The organism is Roseomonas sp. WA12, from assembly GCF_054165765.1.
Genome location: NZ_CM135108.1, coordinates 2470257 through 2486184 on the forward strand (window position 1 = coordinate 2470257; position 15928 = coordinate 2486184).

General features: G+C 71.6%; 13 protein-coding genes. All 13 read left to right on the plus strand.

All coding sequences use genetic code 11. The annotated features are described in order from the left end of the window. Positions 1-7: 7 nt before the first annotated feature. Genes rsmH through ACVBD7_RS11890 form a run of 13 tightly spaced genes read left to right on the plus strand, consistent with a single transcriptional unit; the run spans position 8 to position 15927 of the window. Positions 8-955 carry a 16S rRNA (cytosine(1402)-N(4))-methyltransferase RsmH gene (rsmH, locus tag ACVBD7_RS11830; protein WP_458097686.1) on the plus strand — a complete coding sequence of 316 codons (948 nt, stop codon included), beginning with the start codon at positions 8-10 and terminating at the stop codon, positions 953-955. After that, complete coding sequence (gene ftsL / locus ACVBD7_RS11835) at positions 952-2073, plus strand: cell division protein FtsL (RefSeq protein ID WP_458093405.1); 1122 nt, start codon at positions 952-954, stop codon at positions 2071-2073. Before rsmH ends, ftsL begins: the two co-directional genes overlap by 4 nt. Further along, entirely contained in the window at positions 2070-4175 is a 2106-nt protein-coding gene (locus ACVBD7_RS11840) for a penicillin-binding transpeptidase domain-containing protein (protein ID WP_458093407.1), read from the plus strand. Before ftsL ends, ACVBD7_RS11840 begins: the two co-directional genes overlap by 4 nt. Positions 4176-4179: 4 nt before the next feature. Next, positions 4180-5634, plus strand: a complete 1455-nt coding sequence (locus ACVBD7_RS11845) for a UDP-N-acetylmuramoyl-L-alanyl-D-glutamate--2,6-diaminopimelate ligase (protein WP_458097687.1) — start codon at positions 4180-4182, stop codon at positions 5632-5634. After that, entirely contained in the window at positions 5631-7010 is a 1380-nt protein-coding gene (locus ACVBD7_RS11850; protein WP_458093409.1) for a UDP-N-acetylmuramoyl-tripeptide--D-alanyl-D-alanine ligase, read from the plus strand. Before ACVBD7_RS11845 ends, ACVBD7_RS11850 begins: the two co-directional genes overlap by 4 nt. Then, positions 7007-8092, plus strand: coding sequence for a phospho-N-acetylmuramoyl-pentapeptide-transferase (gene mraY / locus ACVBD7_RS11855; protein ID WP_458093411.1), 1086 nt, complete (start codon positions 7007-7009; stop codon positions 8090-8092). The genes ACVBD7_RS11850 and mraY overlap by 4 nt, the downstream gene beginning before the upstream one ends. A 5-nt stretch (positions 8093-8097) precedes the next feature. Next, on the plus strand, positions 8098-9453 hold the full coding sequence (gene murD, locus ACVBD7_RS11860; RefSeq protein WP_458097688.1) for a UDP-N-acetylmuramoyl-L-alanine--D-glutamate ligase: 1356 nt from the start codon (positions 8098-8100) through the stop codon (positions 9451-9453). Beyond that, positions 9450-10607 (plus strand): FtsW/RodA/SpoVE family cell cycle protein, encoded by a 1158-nt coding sequence (locus ACVBD7_RS11865; RefSeq protein ID WP_458097689.1) that lies wholly within the window; start codon positions 9450-9452, stop codon positions 10605-10607. Before murD ends, ACVBD7_RS11865 begins: the two co-directional genes overlap by 4 nt. Next, entirely contained in the window at positions 10604-11746 is a 1143-nt protein-coding gene (murG, locus tag ACVBD7_RS11870; protein ID WP_458093413.1) for an undecaprenyldiphospho-muramoylpentapeptide beta-N-acetylglucosaminyltransferase, read from the plus strand. Before ACVBD7_RS11865 ends, murG begins: the two co-directional genes overlap by 4 nt. A gap of 3 nt (positions 11747-11749) precedes the next feature. Continuing rightward, positions 11750-13192 (plus strand): UDP-N-acetylmuramate--L-alanine ligase, encoded by a 1443-nt coding sequence (gene murC, locus ACVBD7_RS11875; protein ID WP_458093415.1) that lies wholly within the window; start codon positions 11750-11752, stop codon positions 13190-13192. Positions 13193-13206: 14 nt separating this feature from the next. Further along, on the plus strand, positions 13207-14091 hold the full coding sequence (gene murB / locus ACVBD7_RS11880) for a UDP-N-acetylmuramate dehydrogenase (protein WP_458097690.1): 885 nt from the start codon (positions 13207-13209) through the stop codon (positions 14089-14091). Continuing rightward, positions 14088-15041 (plus strand): D-alanine--D-alanine ligase, encoded by a 954-nt coding sequence (locus tag ACVBD7_RS11885; RefSeq protein ID WP_458093417.1) that lies wholly within the window; start codon positions 14088-14090, stop codon positions 15039-15041. Before murB ends, ACVBD7_RS11885 begins: the two co-directional genes overlap by 4 nt. After that, positions 15031-15927, plus strand: coding sequence for a cell division protein FtsQ/DivIB (locus ACVBD7_RS11890; RefSeq protein WP_458093419.1), 897 nt, complete (start codon positions 15031-15033; stop codon positions 15925-15927). Before ACVBD7_RS11885 ends, ACVBD7_RS11890 begins: the two co-directional genes overlap by 11 nt. Position 15928 lies beyond the last annotated feature (1 nt).

A 15928-nucleotide genomic window follows, 5' to 3' on the forward strand; every position in this document is an offset into this window, starting at 1 on the left:
CCTCGTCATGCCCGACCCGACCGGGGGCGGCCATGTGCCCGTCATGCTGGCCGAGGTGCTCGCCAATCTCGCGCCGCGTGAAGGTGCCACCCTTCTCGATGGCACCTTCGGCGGTGGCGGCTATGCAAGCGCCATCCTCTCCGCCGCCGACTGCACCCTCTACGCCGTGGACCGCGACCCCGATGCGATCGCCCGCGGTGCGTCGCTCGTGGCGCGGTTCCCCGGGCGGCTGCATCTCGTGGAGGGGCGCTTCGGCGACATGCTCTCCCTGATGGCCGATCGCGGGATCGCGGCGCTCGATGGCGTGGTGCTCGATCTCGGCGTCTCCTCCTACCAGATCGACCAGGCGGAGCGCGGCTTCTCCCTTCGCACCGACGGGCCGCTCGACATGCGCATGGGGAAGACCGGCCCGACCGCGGCCGACCTCGTGAACACCCTGCCCGAGCGCGAGCTGGCCGACCTGTTGTGGCAGCTGGGTGAGGAGCGGCATTCGCGCCGAATCGCGCGCAAGATCATCGCTGCCCGCGGCGACGCGCCCTTCGAGACGACGCTGCAGCTCGCGGAAGCCATCCACATGGTCATGCCGCGCGACCCCTCGGGCATGGACAGCGCAACGCGCAGCTTCCAGGCGCTGCGCCTGCGCGTGAACGACGAATTGGGCGAGGTGGAGCGCGGACTCGAGGCGGCGGCGCGGCTTCTCGCGCCCGGCGGACGCCTCGTCGTCGTGTCCTTCCACTCGCTCGAGGACCGGATCGTGAAGCGCTTCATGCGCGATGCTTCGGGCCGGTCGCCGGGCGCGTCCCGCTTCGATCCGGCATCGCTGCAAAATGCCACGAAACAGGCGGAATTCCGCCTGCTCACCACCACCGCTCTGCGGCCTTCCATGGCAGAGTCCACCACGAATCCACGATCGCGGTCCGCAAGGCTCCGCGCTATCGAGAGGCTGGCCGCATGATCCGACCCCTCACCTTCCTCTCGCTCGTCGCCGCGGCCGGCGCGGGACTGCATCTCTACGGGGTGAAGCACGAGGTCTCGCAGCTCGAGCGGACCCTGCGCGACACGGTGAAGCAGACAGATGCGGCGCGCGAGCGCACCTCGGTGCTGCGGGCAGAATGGGCGCTGCTGAACGAGCCGGAACGGCTGCGCGCTGCCGCCGCGCGCAACCTGCCGCTCGACGTGATGCAGACGGCGCAGTTCGTCCGCCCCGCCGAGCTGGAGCGCCGCCTGCCCGCTGCGGTCGCCTTCGCCGGCGCTCCGAGCCTCTTTGCGCCGACGCCGGCCGATCGGCTGGGCACGGGCGTCGGGACGGCGGTGGCCGCGGCCATGCCGGCGGTGTCCGCCACCGCACCGGCCGCCAACAGCCCGTCGGCGAACAACCTGGTCACCGCCGCCGCATCCGCACCGGCGCCTGCCTCGGCTGCCGCCCGCCTCGCCCAGGCAGTGCCGGCGTCGCCCGCGCCCACCGCTTCGGTCTCTGTCGTGCCGCTGCCGCCGGCCGCGCCGCGCGCGGTGGCTCCCGCGCAGCTCGCCGCCGTCGTGCCGGCCCGCCCCGCACCGGTGGCCGAGCGCCCGACGCCCGAGCGGGTTGTCGCCGAACGCGTGGCCCCCGAGCGTATCACCACCGAACGCCCGGCACCCCTGCGCGTGGCGCCGCCGCATCTGCCCCAGCTGGCCGGCGCCCGCATCCCCGAGCCGCGGGCGGCCGAGCCGGCGTCGCGCCTGGCCGAGGCGACCCGCCCTGCCCTGCCCCGCTTCCCCGCCCCGGTCCCTGCCGGCAGCTCGAGCACCGCGCGCCCGGCGGAGACGCGGCTCGTCGAGCGCCTGCCGGACCGTTCGGCCGAGCGCGAGGTCGATCGCGGCATGAACCTCTCCGCCCCGCCGCTGCCGGCGGCGCTGCTGCGGACCGCGCTGCACATGCGGCCCACCGCCCCCGCCGTCGCCGCCCCGGCGCCGCGCGCGCCTGACATGCCGGCCGGCACGGGCTCGATGCTCGGCGCCGCGGCGCGGCCGATGCTCGCCCCGCCCGTGCCGATGGCCAGCGCCAACGCCGCGACGCTGGGCAGCCTGCGGTGAGCGACCCCACCGCCCCCGATCCGAACGCCACCATCGCCTATCACCTGCGAGAGCCGGTGCGCGCCTCCCGCGTCGGCGATCCGCGCGCGGCCCGCAGCGGCCAGCCGGACCTCGCCCGCCGCGCGGTGCTCGAGCGGAGCCGCGGGCGACTCGTGCTGGCGGCCGCGGGCTTTGGCCTGCTCTTCGGTGCGGTGGCGCTGAAGGCGACGGTCGCCACCGTGATCAACCCGCGAGAGCCGCGCCGCATGGCCGCGCGCGAGGTGATGCCCGCGCCCTCCGCCGAGCCGGGCAGCCGCCGTGCCTCCATCACGGACCGCAACGGCGAGATCCTGGCGGTCTCGCTTCCCGTCACCGCGCTCTACGCGAATCCGCGTCAGATCGAGAATCCGACCGAGGTGGCGCAACGCCTGTCGCGCGTGCTGCCGCAGCTCGACGCCTCCCGCCTCGTGGGGCGCCTGAGCGGGGAGCGGCAGTTCTCCTACCTCGCGCGAGCGCTGACCCCGCGCGAGCAGCAGGCCGTGAACAACCTCGGCATCGCCGGGCTGCATTTCGAGACCTCCCAGCGCCGCTACTACCCGCAGGGCCGGGCGGCGGTGCATGTGCTGGGCAATGTGGACGTGGATGGCGCCGGCCTGTCGGGCATGGAGCGCTACCATGACGAGCGCCTGCGCGCCCTGCCGAACGAGCCGCTGCGCACCTCCGTCGACATCCGCGTGCAGCTTGCGCTGCGCGACGCGGTGGCCAAGGCGATCGAGGACTATACCGGCATTGGCGGCGCGGGCGTGGTGCTGGACATCCACACCGGCGAGGTGATGGCGATGGTGTCCCTGCCGGATTACGACGCGGGCGATATCGGGGCGGCGACGCCGGAGCAGCGTTTCAACCGCGTCACCGTCGGTACCTATGAGCCGGGCTCGACCTTCAAGTTGCTGACCGCCGCGGCCGCGCTGGAATTCGGCACCGCCAACGCCAACACAAGCAGCTTCAACGCCTCCCAGCCGATCCGCTACGGGCGCTTCACCATCAGCGACTACAAGGGCAAGGGTCGCTGGCTGACCTTCCCGGAGGTGCTGGCCTACTCCTCGAACCTCGGCGCCGCGCATATGGCGCAGGGCTTCGGGCCGGTGCGGCAGCGCGAGTTCATGCAGCGCATGGGCATGCTGTCCCGGCAGAGCATCGAGATCACAGAGACGGCCCTGCCCCTGGTGCCGCCAGCCAATGGCTGGCGCGATATCAACATGCTCACGATCTCCTTCGGCCACGGCATCTCCGTCACTCCCCTTCATGTGGTGACCGGTGTTTCGGCCATCGCCAATGGTGGCATCCTGCGCCAGCCGACGCTGCTCGCGCAGGCGCCCGGCACGGTGCGCGAGGGCACGCGCGTGATCAGCGAGCGCACCTCGGAGACGATGCGCCGCCTGATGCGGCTGGTGGTGACGGACGGCTCGGCCAAGGGCGCCGATGTCCCGGGTTACTTCGTCGGTGGCAAGACAGGCACGGCGCAGAAGACCGGGCCGCGCGGCGGCTACCTGCCGAACAAGCGCATCGCCGCTTTCGTGGGCGCCTTCCCGATGAACGCGCCGCGCTACGCGGTCTATGTGATGGTGGACGAGCCGAACCCGAATGCCCGGTCGCATGGTTATGCGACGGCAGGCTGGGTGGCGGCGCCGGCGGCGGGCTCGGTCATCGCGCGCATCGCGCCGGTGCTGGGGCTGGTGCCGGAGAACCCGCAGGAGCCCGGCATCCTGCAGGCAGTCAGCATTCCGCTGCAGCCCGGCCGGCCCGGGCCGCGCCCCGGCGCGCCGGCAGCCGGCACACCCGCCCTGCGCGCGGGTGCGCCTGCCAATACGCCGGCGGCTGCCCCGCCCGCCGTGCCCGGCCGCCCGGTCACGACGCCGGCCATCTCGCCGCGGCAGGCCACGCCGCAGCCCGTGCCCTCCACCCCGACCCTCGCGCCGCCCGTGCCGCTGCGAGTGACGGAGGCGGACGTCATGCGGGATCAGGCGGTGAGCCGGATCCGTTTCTCCATGGCCGCCCAGGCCGCCACCCTGCCGCGGCCCGACGGGGCTGGCTTCCAGCCGACGAGCCATGAGGCTCGATGAGCTGATGGCCCGGCTGGACCCGATCGCGCTGCGTTTCGACGGCGGCTCCTCGGGTCGGCCGGACGTGACGGCGCTGACGGCGGACAGCCGGCAGGTGGTGCCGGGCGCGCTCTTCGCGGCGCTGCCCGGCGCGCGCACGGATGGGCGCGCGCATATCGAGGAGGCCGTGCGCCGCGGCGCCGCGGCCATCCTGGCGCCCGAGGGCACGGAATGGCCGCCCGGCGTGCCGCCCCGGCCCCTGGTGACCTCCGCCGATCCGCGCCGCGCGCTGGCCCTGATGGCCGCCCGCTTCCACGGCACGCAGCCCGGCACGGTGGTGGCCGTGACAGGCACCAACGGAAAGACGAGCACGGCGGATTTCCTGCGCCAGATCTGGGCCGATGGCGGCGCGCGCGCAGCCTCCATGGGCACGCTCGGGCTCGTGGCAGAAGGCTTTCCGCAGGGGCCGTCGCTCACCACGCCGGACCCGGTCTCCCTGCACGCCACCCTCGCCGCGGTTGCGCGCGCGGGCGTGACGCATGCGGCGATGGAGGCCTCCTCCCACGGGCTGGAGCAGCGACGGCTGGACGGGGTGACGCTGGCCGGTGCTGGCTTCTCAAACCTGACGCGCGACCATCTAGACTATCACGGCAGCATCGAGGCCTATCGCGCGGCCAAGCTTCGGCTGTTCGACACGCTGCTGGACGTCGGCCGCCCGGCGGTGGCCAATGCGGATATGGACGGCGCGACCCTGGCCGCGCTGCGCAGCATCGCCGTCGCACGCCGGCTGCGGCTGCTGACGGTTGGTGAGGCCGGGGCTGATCTGCGGCTGCTGCGCCACGCGCCGCTTGCCGATGGGCAGGAGCTGGAAATCAGCCTTTTCGGCCGGCGCGAGACGGTGCATCTGCCGCTCGTCGGGCGCTACCAGGCGGACAACGTGATGGTGGCGGCTGCGCTGGCCGTGGCGACCGGCCTTCCCGCCGACCGCGTGCTGCGCGCCCTGCCCCGGCTGGCCGGCGTGCGCGGGCGGATGGAGCTGGCCGCGCGCCTGCCGAACGGGGCGGCGGTCTATGTGGATTACGCGCACACGCCGGATGCGCTGGAGCGGCTGCTCTCGGCGCTGCGCCCCCATGCGGCGCGGCTGCATGTTGTGTTCGGCGCGGGCGGCGACCGTGATCCTGGCAAGCGGCCGCTGATGGGTGCGGCGGCGGCGAGTGCCGACCGCGCGGTGGTGACGGACGACAATCCTCGCAGCGAGGACCCGGCCACGATCCGCACCGCAGTTCTGGCCGCCCTTCCCGGCGGCGTCGAGATCGGCGGACGCGAGGCGGCGATCGCGGAGGCGATGGCGGCGCTCGGCCCGGGCGACGTGCTGGCGGTGGCCGGCAAGGGGCATGAGAGCGGCCAGACCATCGGCGGCGTGACGCATCCTTTCGACGACGTAGCCGTGGTCCGGCGGCTGGCGGGAATCGCGCAGTGAGCACGCCGCTATGGGATTCGGCGTCGCTGCGGGACGCGACCGGCGGCGCAGTGCCGGATGGCGTGTCGGTTTCCGGCGTGTCGATCGACAGCCGCGGCGTGGCGCAGGGCGAGTTGTTCGTGGCCCTGCGCGATACGCGCGATGGGCATGATTTCGTGGCGGATGCGCTGGGCCGGGGTGCAGCCTGCGCAATGGTGGACCGCGACATACCCAGTGCGTCGCTGCTGCTGCGGGTGGGCGATACGTTTGCTGGGCTAACGGCGCTGGGTGCGGCCGGGCGCGCGCGGTCCACGGCCCGCATCGTCGCGGTGACGGGCAGCGTGGGCAAGACCAGCACCAAGGAGATGCTGGCGGCCGGGCTTTCCGCCTGCGGCACAGTTCATGCAGCGGCGGCGAGCTACAACAACCATTGGGGCGTGCCGCTCACCCTTGCGCGGATGCCTGTTTCGGCCAGGTACGGCGTGATCGAGATTGGGATGAACACGCGGGGCGAGATCGCGCCGCTGTCGCGGCTGGCGCGGCCGCATGTGGCAATCATCACCACCATCGCGCCGGCGCATCTCGGGCGGCTGGGCTCGCTGGAGATCATCGCTGAGGAAAAGGCGGATATCGTGGCCGGGCTGGAGCCGGGCGGCGTGGTGGTGCTGCCCGCCGAAGGTCCACACGCCGGTCTGCTGCGGCGCCGGGCCGAGGAGGCCGGGGTACAGGTCGTCACCTTCGGCGAGGGCGGCGACGCCAGGCTGCTGGGCTGGGAAGGTGGCGCGGATAGCCAATCCTTCCACGTGGCGCTGGGAGGGGAGAAGTTCGCCGTCTCGCTCGGCGTGCCCGGGCGGCACATGGCGATGAATGCGGTTGCGGCGGTTGCGGCGGTGAAGGCCCTCGGGGCGGATCCGGTGCGCTTCGCCGCAGGGCTGGCGGGGTTTTCCGCGATGGCCGGCCGGGGGGCGCGCGTGGCCATCCCCGTCGAAGGCGGCACGGTGCTGCTGCTCGATGAATCCTACAATGCGAATACGACCTCCATGCGTGCGGCCCTCGCCGTCCTGGCGGCTCAGAAGGGAATGCGCCGCGTGGCTGTGATGGGCGATATGCTGGAGTTGGGCGAGGAGGGCGTGGCGATGCACGCCGCGCTGGCGGGGGATGCGGCCGATTGCGCCGACATCGTCTTCACCTGCGGGCCGCAGATGGCGGCGCTGCATGCCGCGCTGACGGCGGAGAAGCGTGGCGAGCATGCGGTGGACAGCGCGGCGCTGGCACCCGTGATCGCCGGCGCGCTGCGCGCGGGCGATGCGGTGCTGGTGAAGGGCTCGCTCGGTAGCCGGATGGCGGTGGTGGTGCGGGCGATCCGCAGCGCGGGCATTGAGGGAGCGGCGGCATGATCCCCGCCCTTCTCGCCGGGCCGGGCGACCTGATCGTCTTCAACCTGCTGCGCTACCTCACCTTTCGCGCCGGTGCGGCCTGCATCACCGCGCTGATCGTCTCGATGCTGTTCGGCCCCATGGTGATCCGTTGGCTGCGCGGATTCCAGCGCGGTGGCCAGCCGATCCGCGAGGACGGGCCGGCACGGCACCTGGTGGAAAAGAAGGGCACGCCCACCATGGGCGGCGTGCTTATCCTGCTCGCGCTCACCGTCTCCACGCTGCTGTGGGCGGATCTGCGGAACGGCATGGTCTGGGCGGTGCTGCTCGTCACCCTCGGCTTCGGTCTGCTGGGCTTCTCCGACGACTGGCTGAAGGTGACGAAGCGGAACACCAAAGGCGTTTCTGCCCGCGGCAAGCTGGTGGTGCAGTTCGGGCTGGGGCTGCTCGTCGCCTTCGCCATTCTCTACTTCCTGCCGCCCGGGCTGAATGAGAGCCTCACCCTTCCGGTGTTCAAGGAGCTGCTGATTCCCTTCGGCATCTTCTTCCCCCTGGTTGGCATGCTGGTGATGGTCGGCGCCTCCAATGCGGTGAACCTGACGGATGGGCTTGATGGGCTGGCCATCGTCCCCGTGATGATCGCGGCGGGCGTCTTCGCGCTGATCGCCTATCTCGTCGGCAACCGCGTCTTCGCAGATTACCTGCAGCTGCATTTCGTGCCGGGCACCGGCGAGCTGGCGGTGTTCTGCTCGGCGCTGATCGGGGCCGGGCTGGGCTTCCTGTGGTTCAACGCGCCGCCGGCCGCGGTGTTCATGGGCGACACAGGCAGCCTGGCGCTGGGCGGCGCTCTCGGAGCGGTGGCGGTGGCGACCAAGCACGAGGTGGTGCTGGCCATCGTCGGCGGTGTGTTCGTGGTCGAGACCCTCTCGGTCGTCATCCAGGTGTTCTGGTTCAAGCGCACGGGGCGCCGCGTGTTCCTGATGGCGCCGCTGCACCATCACTTCGAGAAGAAGGGCTGGGCAGAGCCGACCATCGTGATCCGCTTCTGGATCATCTCCATGGTGCTGGCCCTTGTCGGCCTCTCCACGCTGAAGATCCGGTGATGCCGATGCCCGCGGCGGGGCCGTTCTCGGGCATGGAAATCGCGGTGCTCGGCCTCGGGCGGGCCGGGCTGCCCGCGGCCCAGCGCCTGCGGGAATGGGGTGCCTCCGTCACGGGCTGGGACGACGGCGAGACTGCCCGGGAAGGGGCTGCCGCCGTCGGCATCCGGGTCGCGCAGCCCGAGCAGTTCGATGTCCTGGCGATCTCGCCGGGCATCCCGCATCGCGGGCCGCGGGCCCATCCGCTGGCGCTGCGGGCCGCGGAGATCGGCACACCGGTCCTGGCCGATATCGAATTCCTGTTCCGCGCCGTGCGGGCGGCGGGCAGCCGGGCGACCTTCGTCGGCATCACCGGCACCAACGGCAAATCCACCACCACCGCGCTGCTGGATCACCTGGCGCGCGCAGCGGGAATGGTGGTGGCAACGGGCGGCAATCTCGGTCCGCCTGCGCTCGACATGCCGATCCTCGGCGATGACGGCGTCTATATCCTCGAGGTGTCCTCCTATTCGGCGGAGCGGCTGGACAGGGCTCGCTTCGATCTCGGCGCGCTGCTGAACCTTTCGCCCGATCATCTGGACCGGCATGGCGACATGACCGGCTACGCTGCCGCCAAGGCGCGGGTGATGCAGGGCAACGGCACCGCCGTTTTTGGCATGGACGATGCCGACACCCGCGCCCTGGCCGCCGCGCATCAAGGGCGGGTGATTCCTGTTTCCGGCAACGCGCCGCAGCCCGGCGGCATCTGGGCGGAGGGCACGCTGCTGCGCGACGATGCCGGGGTGATCGCGGATCTCTCGCACGCCGCCGCACTGCCGGGGACACATAACGCGCAGAATGCCGCCGCTGCCGCAGCGTTGGCCTTCGGCCTCGGTATCTCTAGGGAGGTGGTCGCCTCCGCCCTCCTCACCTATCCCGGCCTTCCCCATCGGCAGGAACGTGTGGGCGAGCTTGGCGGCATCGCCTTCCTGAACGACAGCAAGGCGACGAACGCGGACAGCACCGCCTATGCCCTCGCCTGCCATGAGAAGGTGGTGTGGATCGCGGGCGGGGTGCCCAAGGCGGGCGGGATCGAGCCGCTGGCGCCGCTGTTCCCGCACGTAGCCGAAGCGCTGCTGATCGGCCAGTCGGCGGAGGATTTCGCGGCGACTCTAGCAGCCCACCGCGTGCCGCATCGCATCGTATCCACGCTGGAGGCCGCGGTGCCGGCCGCGCTCGAGGCCGCGCGGCGCACGGGAAGCGGGGCGGTGCTGCTCTCCCCAGCCTGCGCCTCCTTCGACCAGTTCCGCAGCTTCGAGGCGCGGGGCGATGCCTTCCGCACCCTTGTGGCCGATCTCATCAACCGTGAAGCGGAGCCCGCCTGATGGCACTCTCCCGCGCCGATACATCCACTCTCGGGCGCTGGTGGTGGAGCGTGGACCGCCTGACCCTGGCGGCCCTGCTGACTTTGGTGGGCTTCGGCTACGTCATGGTGCTGGCCGCGGCGCCGGCGGTGGCCGAGCGCATCAATGCCTCCACGCGCGACCTCTTCTTTGCCAAGCAGGTCTTCTTCCTCCTTCTCGCCTCCGCGTTGATGGCAGGTGTCTCGCTGCTCAGCCCCAAGGGCGTGAAGCGGCTCGCGATCCTCGGCTTCGTGGGCGCGCTGGTGCTGACGCTGGCGACCCTGGTGATCGGCGCCGAGGTGAAGGGCGCGCGGCGCTGGCTGAATCTGCCGCTTCTCGGGTCGCTGCAGCCCTCCGAGTTCCTCAAGCCCTGCTTCGCCATCGTCGCGGCCTGGCTGATGGCGGAGGCCAAGGCGGCCGGGCGGCGCGGCTGGGTGGCCTGGTGCATGGTGCTCGGGCTCTACGGATTGGTGGCGGTGCTGCTCCAGCGCCAGCCGGATATCGGGATGCTGCTCGTCATCTCCGCGGTGTTCTTCACCCAAGTCTTCGTCGCCGGGATCAACCTGGCCATCGTGGCGGCGCTGGGTGGGCTCGGCGTCTCCGGCCTGGTCGGCGCGTATTTCCTGTTCTCCCACGTCCAGAAGCGCGTGAACCAGTTTCTCTATGGCGAGGGGGGCGCGAGCTACCAGGTGGATGTGGCGCTTGAGGCCTTCGGTGCCGGCGGGATGATGGGCGTCGGCCCCGGCGAGGGCCGGATGAAGACCGTGCTGCCGGACGCCCATGCCGACTTCGTCTTCGCGGTGGTGGGGGAGGAGTTCGGGCTGCTGGTCTGCCTGTTCATCCTCGGCCTGTTCACCTTCGTGGTGGTGCGCGGGATGATGCGGCTGCTGGCGGAGACGGATCTCTACGTCATCCTCGCAGCCTCCGGGCTGCTGACGCAGTTCGGGCTGCAGGCCTTCATCAACATGGCCTCTTCGCTGCACCTCATTCCCACCAAGGGCATGACCCTGCCCTTCGTCTCCTATGGTGGCTCCTCGGTCATCGCCATCGCGCTCGGCATGGGATTCCTCCTCGCGCTCACGCGGAAGCGGCTGAACCGGGCCGAGGAGGGCTTGTCCCAGGGCGGTATCCGGTGAGGGGCCCGGGGGCGCGGCCCATCATCATCGCCGCCGGTGGCACGGGGGGGCACTTCTTCCCGGCCGAGGCGCTGGCCGCAGCCCTGATCGGGCGTGGCGAGCGCGTGGCGCTGATGACCGATGCCCGCTCCTCCGCACTGGCCAGCCCTGTTTTCGCGCATGCCGAGCGTTTCGTGCTGCCCGGTTCGGGGCTTGCGGGGCATGGCGTGCTGGGCGCGGCCAAGGGCGCGCTGGCCCTGGCGCGCGGCACCATCGCGGCACGCCGCCTCCTGGTCGACCTCAACCCCTCGGCCGTTGTGGGCTTCGGCGGCTATCCCTCGGTGCCGCCGCTGGTCGCGGCGCGGCTTCTGCCCGCCTCGCGGCGACCGGCGGTGGTGCTGCATGAGCAGAACGCGGTGCTTGGCCGCGCCAACCGGGCGCTGGCGCGCGGGGCGGATCTGCTGGCGCTGTGCTTTCCTGGCACGACGCGCGTGCCACCGAGCGTGCGGGCGGAGGTGCTGGGCAACCCGGTGCGGCCCGCCATCGCCGCGCTGCACGGGCAGGGTTACACGCGCCCGCTCGACGTCTTCCGAATCTTTGTCATCGGCGGCTCGCTGGGTGCGCGGATCTTCGCAGATGTGGTCCCCGCCGCCATTGCCGCGCTGCCGGCCGAAGCGCGGCGCCGGATCGAGGTGGTGCAGCAGTGCCGGCAGGAGGACATGGACCGCACTCGCACGGCCTATGCCGCCGCGGGCGTCAGGGCAGAGCTCGCGCCCTTCTTCCGTGATGTGGAGGCACGGTACCGGGCGGCCCATCTGGTGATCGCGCGCGCTGGGGCCTCGACCGTGGCGGAGATCGCCTGCGCCGGCCGGCCCTCCATCCTCGTGCCCCTTCCACACGCGATCGACGACCATCAGAGCGCGAATGCGCGGTCGCTCTCCGCCCTCTCAGCGGCGGAATTGATGTTCCAGGCGAGGTTTACGGCCGATAGCCTTGCCACATCGCTGAAAAAGTATCTGGAGGCACCGGAAACCCTGGACGACATGGCCCGTGCTGCGGCATCCCTGGGAGAACCTGATGCGGCCGCGAGGCTTGCGGATCGGGTTCTCTCTCTGGTGGCGGACATGCCGCAGCACAACCCTTTGGGGAAAGCAGCCTAGCCCATGCGCGCCCTGCCACTGAATATCGGTCCCATCCACTTCGTCGGCATCGGCGGCATCGGCATGTCCGGCATCGCGGAGGTGCTGCACAATCTCGGCTACCAGGTGCAGGGCAGCGACATCGCGGAGGGCTACAACGTCACCCGGCTGCGCGAAGCCGGCATCCCCGTCGCCATCGGGCATGACGCCGCCAATATCGGCGAGGCGCAGGTCGTCGTCATCTCCTCGGCGGTGAAGAAGGACAATCCGGAGGTCCAGGCGGCGCGCACGCGCTTCCTGCCGGTGGTGCGCCGCGCGGAGATGCTGGCCGAGCTGATGCGGCTGAAATGGTCCATCGCCATCGGCGGCACCCATGGCAAGACCACGACCACCAGCCTTGTCGCCTGCGTGCTGGAAGCCGCGAAGATCGACCCGACCGTTATCAACGGCGGCATCATCAACGCCTACGGCACCAACACCCGGCTGGGCGCCGGCGAGTGGATGGTGGTCGAGGCGGATGAGAGCGACGGCTCCTTCCTGAAGCTGCCAGCGGTGGTGGCCGTGGTCACGAACATGGATGCCGAGCATCTGGACCACTGGGGCACGGCGGATGCGATGAAGGAGGGCTACGCCCAGTTCGTCGGCAACATCCCCTTCTACGGCTTCGCGGTTCTCTGCGCCGACCACCCCGAGGTGCAGGCGATGATCCCGCGCCTCTCGGACCGCCGCCTGATCACCTACGGTTTCTCGCCCCAGGCCGATGTGCGCGCCGAACGCGTGATCACGGACCGCATGGGCGCCACCTTCGATGTGGTGGTGCAGGACCGTGTGACGAAGCGCTCGCGCGCCTTCAAGCCCTTCCGCCTGCCGATGCTCGGCCAGCACAACGTCCTCAACGCGCTGGCGGCGATCGCGATCGGCGTGGAGATGGAGGTGCCGGAGGAGACGATCCGCATGGCGCTGGCCGGCTTCAAGGGCGTGAAGCGCCGTTTCACCCTGGCGGGCCAGGCGGGCGGCATCACCGTGATCGACGATTACGGCCACCACCCCGTGGAGATCGCGGCCGTGCTGAAGGCGGCGCGGCAGGCGGGCGCGAGGGACGTGGTCGCCGTGGTGCAGCCTCACCGCTACTCCCGCCTGGACGCGCTGTTTGACGAGTTCTGCACCTGCATGAACGATGCGGGCACGGTGATCGTAGCCGATGTCTATGCGGCCGGGGAGCAGCCGATCGAGGGGCGCGATCAGGACGCGCTGGTCGAGGGGCTGCGCTCCCACGGCCATCGCAGCGTCGTGCCGCTGCCCAGCCCCGACCACCTGGCGGAGATGGTGCACGCCATCGCGCGGCCGGGCGACTACGTGGTCTGCCTCGGCGCCGGCAACATCACGACCTGGGCGCATGCGCTGCCGGCGCAACTGACCGAGTTGCAGGCCAAGTCCGGCCCGCGCCGGATCAAGGGCGCGGCGTGAGCGCCTCCGTCGACATGACGGAGGCCCCGCTCCCCGGCCTGCGCGGCCGCGTGCAGGCCGATGCACCGCTGGGGGCGGCGACCTGGTTCCGTGTGGGCGGCGCCGCCGACTGGCTCGTGCGGCCTGCGGATGTGGATGACCTGCTGCGGCTTCTACGCCGGGCCGAGGCGCCGATCACGGTGATGGGCGCGGCCTCCAACCTCATTGTGCGCGACGGCGGGGTGCGCGGCATCGTGCTGCGCCTCGCGCGCGGCTTCGGCGACGTGGTGGTGGATGGCGAGGGCGTGGTGGCGGGTGCCGCGGCGCTGGATGCGACGGTGGCCGAGCACGCTGCGGCCGCCGGGCTCTCCGGGCTGGAGTTCCTTTCGGGCATTCCGGGCAGCATCGGCGGTGCGGTCGCCATGAATGCCGGGGCCTATGGCGCCGAGGTGGCGGACCGGCTGGACTGGGCCGAGATCGCCACGACGGATGGCCTGCTGCGCGTGCGCGAGGCCGATCTGCGTCTCAGCTATCGCCGGTCGCAGCTGCCGCCCGGCGGCGTGGTGGTGAGGGCACGCTTCCGGGCCGTGCCGGGCGATGCTCCGGTGATCGCAGCCCGCATGGCGGAAATCCGTGAGAGCCGGGAGGCGACGCAGCCCGTGAGGGCGCGGACCGGCGGCTCCACCTTCGCCAATCCGCCGGGCCACAAGGCCTGGGCCCTGATCGACGCCGCGGGCTGCCGGGGCCGGACCCTGGGCGGTGCGCAGGTGAGCGAGAAGCACTGCAATTTCCTCCTGAACACCGGCGACGCCACCGCGGCGGATCTGGAGGGGCTCGGCGAGGCGGTGCGCGCCGCCGTGCTGTCCCATTCCGGCGTCACGCTGGAATGGGAGATCAGGCGCATCGGAGAGCCCGCATGACCCGCGTCACGGTCCTTCTCGGCGGCCTCTCGAACGAGCGGGAGGTCTCGCTTTCCTCCGGCCGCGAGATCGCCGCAGCCCTCCGTGAGGGCGGCTTCGAGGTGACGACCCTCGATCCCGGCCCGGATCTCGGCGCGCTCGTCTCGGCCATCACCGCCTCACGGCCAGATGCCGTGTTCAACGCGCTGCACGGCCGCTTCGGCGAGGATGGCTGCATCCAGGGCGTGCTGGACTGGATGGGCATCCCCTACACGCATTCCGGCCTGCGGGCCTCGGCGGTGGCGATGGACAAGGCGGCGGCCAAGGCGGCCTTCGCCGCGGCCGGACTGCCCGTCGCGCCCCACCGGCTGCTGGAGGCGGAGGCGCTGGCGGCGGCCGATCCCTTCCCCCTGCCCTATGTGGTCAAGCCGGTGCGCGAGGGCTCCTCCGTCGGCGTGTTCATCCTGCGCACGGGCGACAACCGCCGCGCGGAAATCGCAACGGGCTGGCGCTGGGGCGAGATCATCGCCGAGCCTTTCATTCCCGGGCGCGAGCTGACGGTCGCGGTAATGGAGGACCGGGCGCTGGCAGTGACCGAGATCGCCACCGGCCATGAATTCTACGACTACGACGCAAAATACGCCGATGGCGGCTCCCGCCACGTCATTCCCGCCGCCGTGCCGGATGCCGTGCGAGACCGCGCGATGGATGTTGCGGTGCGCGCCCATGCAGCGCTCGGCTGCCGCGGGGTCAGCCGCTCCGACTTCCGCTGGGATGATTCCCTTCCCGGCGCGGATGGCCTGATCCTGCTGGAGGTGAACACCCAACCCGGCATGACGCCCACCTCGCTCGTGCCCGAACAGGCGGCCTATTGCGGCATCGCCTTCCCCGAGCTCTGCGCCTGGATGGTTCGCCAGGCGCGGCATGACGGGATGGCGCGCGACACCAAGGGGATGCGCGATGCCGCGTAAGCTCGCCGCCGGCGTCCGCGCCCGCCCCGCGCTGCCCGAGCCGGTCCGCCCTAGCGCATTGCGGCTGTGGTTGCGCCGGCGCAAGCCGATGCTGAAGCCGGCCGGGAAGATCGCCGCGCTGCTCGCGCTGTTCGGCGTCGCCGCTGCCGGCGTGGCGAGCCTGGATCCCGCCAGCAAGATCTCCTCCGCCATGGACGGCGCCATGAGCACCCTCGGTGCGCGGGTCGGTGGACTTGTGGTGAGCGAGGTGCGGGTCGAGGGCGTACGGAACACGCCCCAGGCGCTGATCCGCCAGGCACTCGGCGTGCGCGCGGGCGACTCCGTGCTGGGCTTCGCCCCGAATACGGCGCGCGAGCGGCTGGAGGCGATTGCCTGGATCGAGGAGGCCGAGGTTCAGCGCCACCTCTCCGGCCTCGTGCTCGTGCGGGTGAAGGAGCGCGCGCCCTTCGCGATCTGGCAGAATGGCGGGCGCTTCGCCGTGGTGGACCGCGAGGGGCGGACGGTGGCCACGGATCGTCTGGATGCCTTCGGCCCGCTGCCGCTCATCGTCGGTGCCGGCGCTGAGAAGGCCGCGGCCACGCTGCACGACCGGTTGCGCGAGGCACCAGACGTGATGGCCCGGACCCAGGCGCTGGTGCGGATCGGCGAGCGCCGCTGGAATCTGCGCCTGCACAGCGGCACCGACGTTCTGCTGCCCGAGGGGCATGAGGAAGCCGCTATCCAGCGCCTTGCCGAGCTGCAGCGCCAGAACCAGCTGCTGGACCGCCCGATGCAGACCGTGGACCTGCGCCTGCCGGACCGGCTGGTGCTGCGCCCCGTTGCCGCCCCGGCCGAGCCGGCCGCCGCCCCCGCCGCGACACGGGCGCGTGCCGGGAGGAACGGTTGAA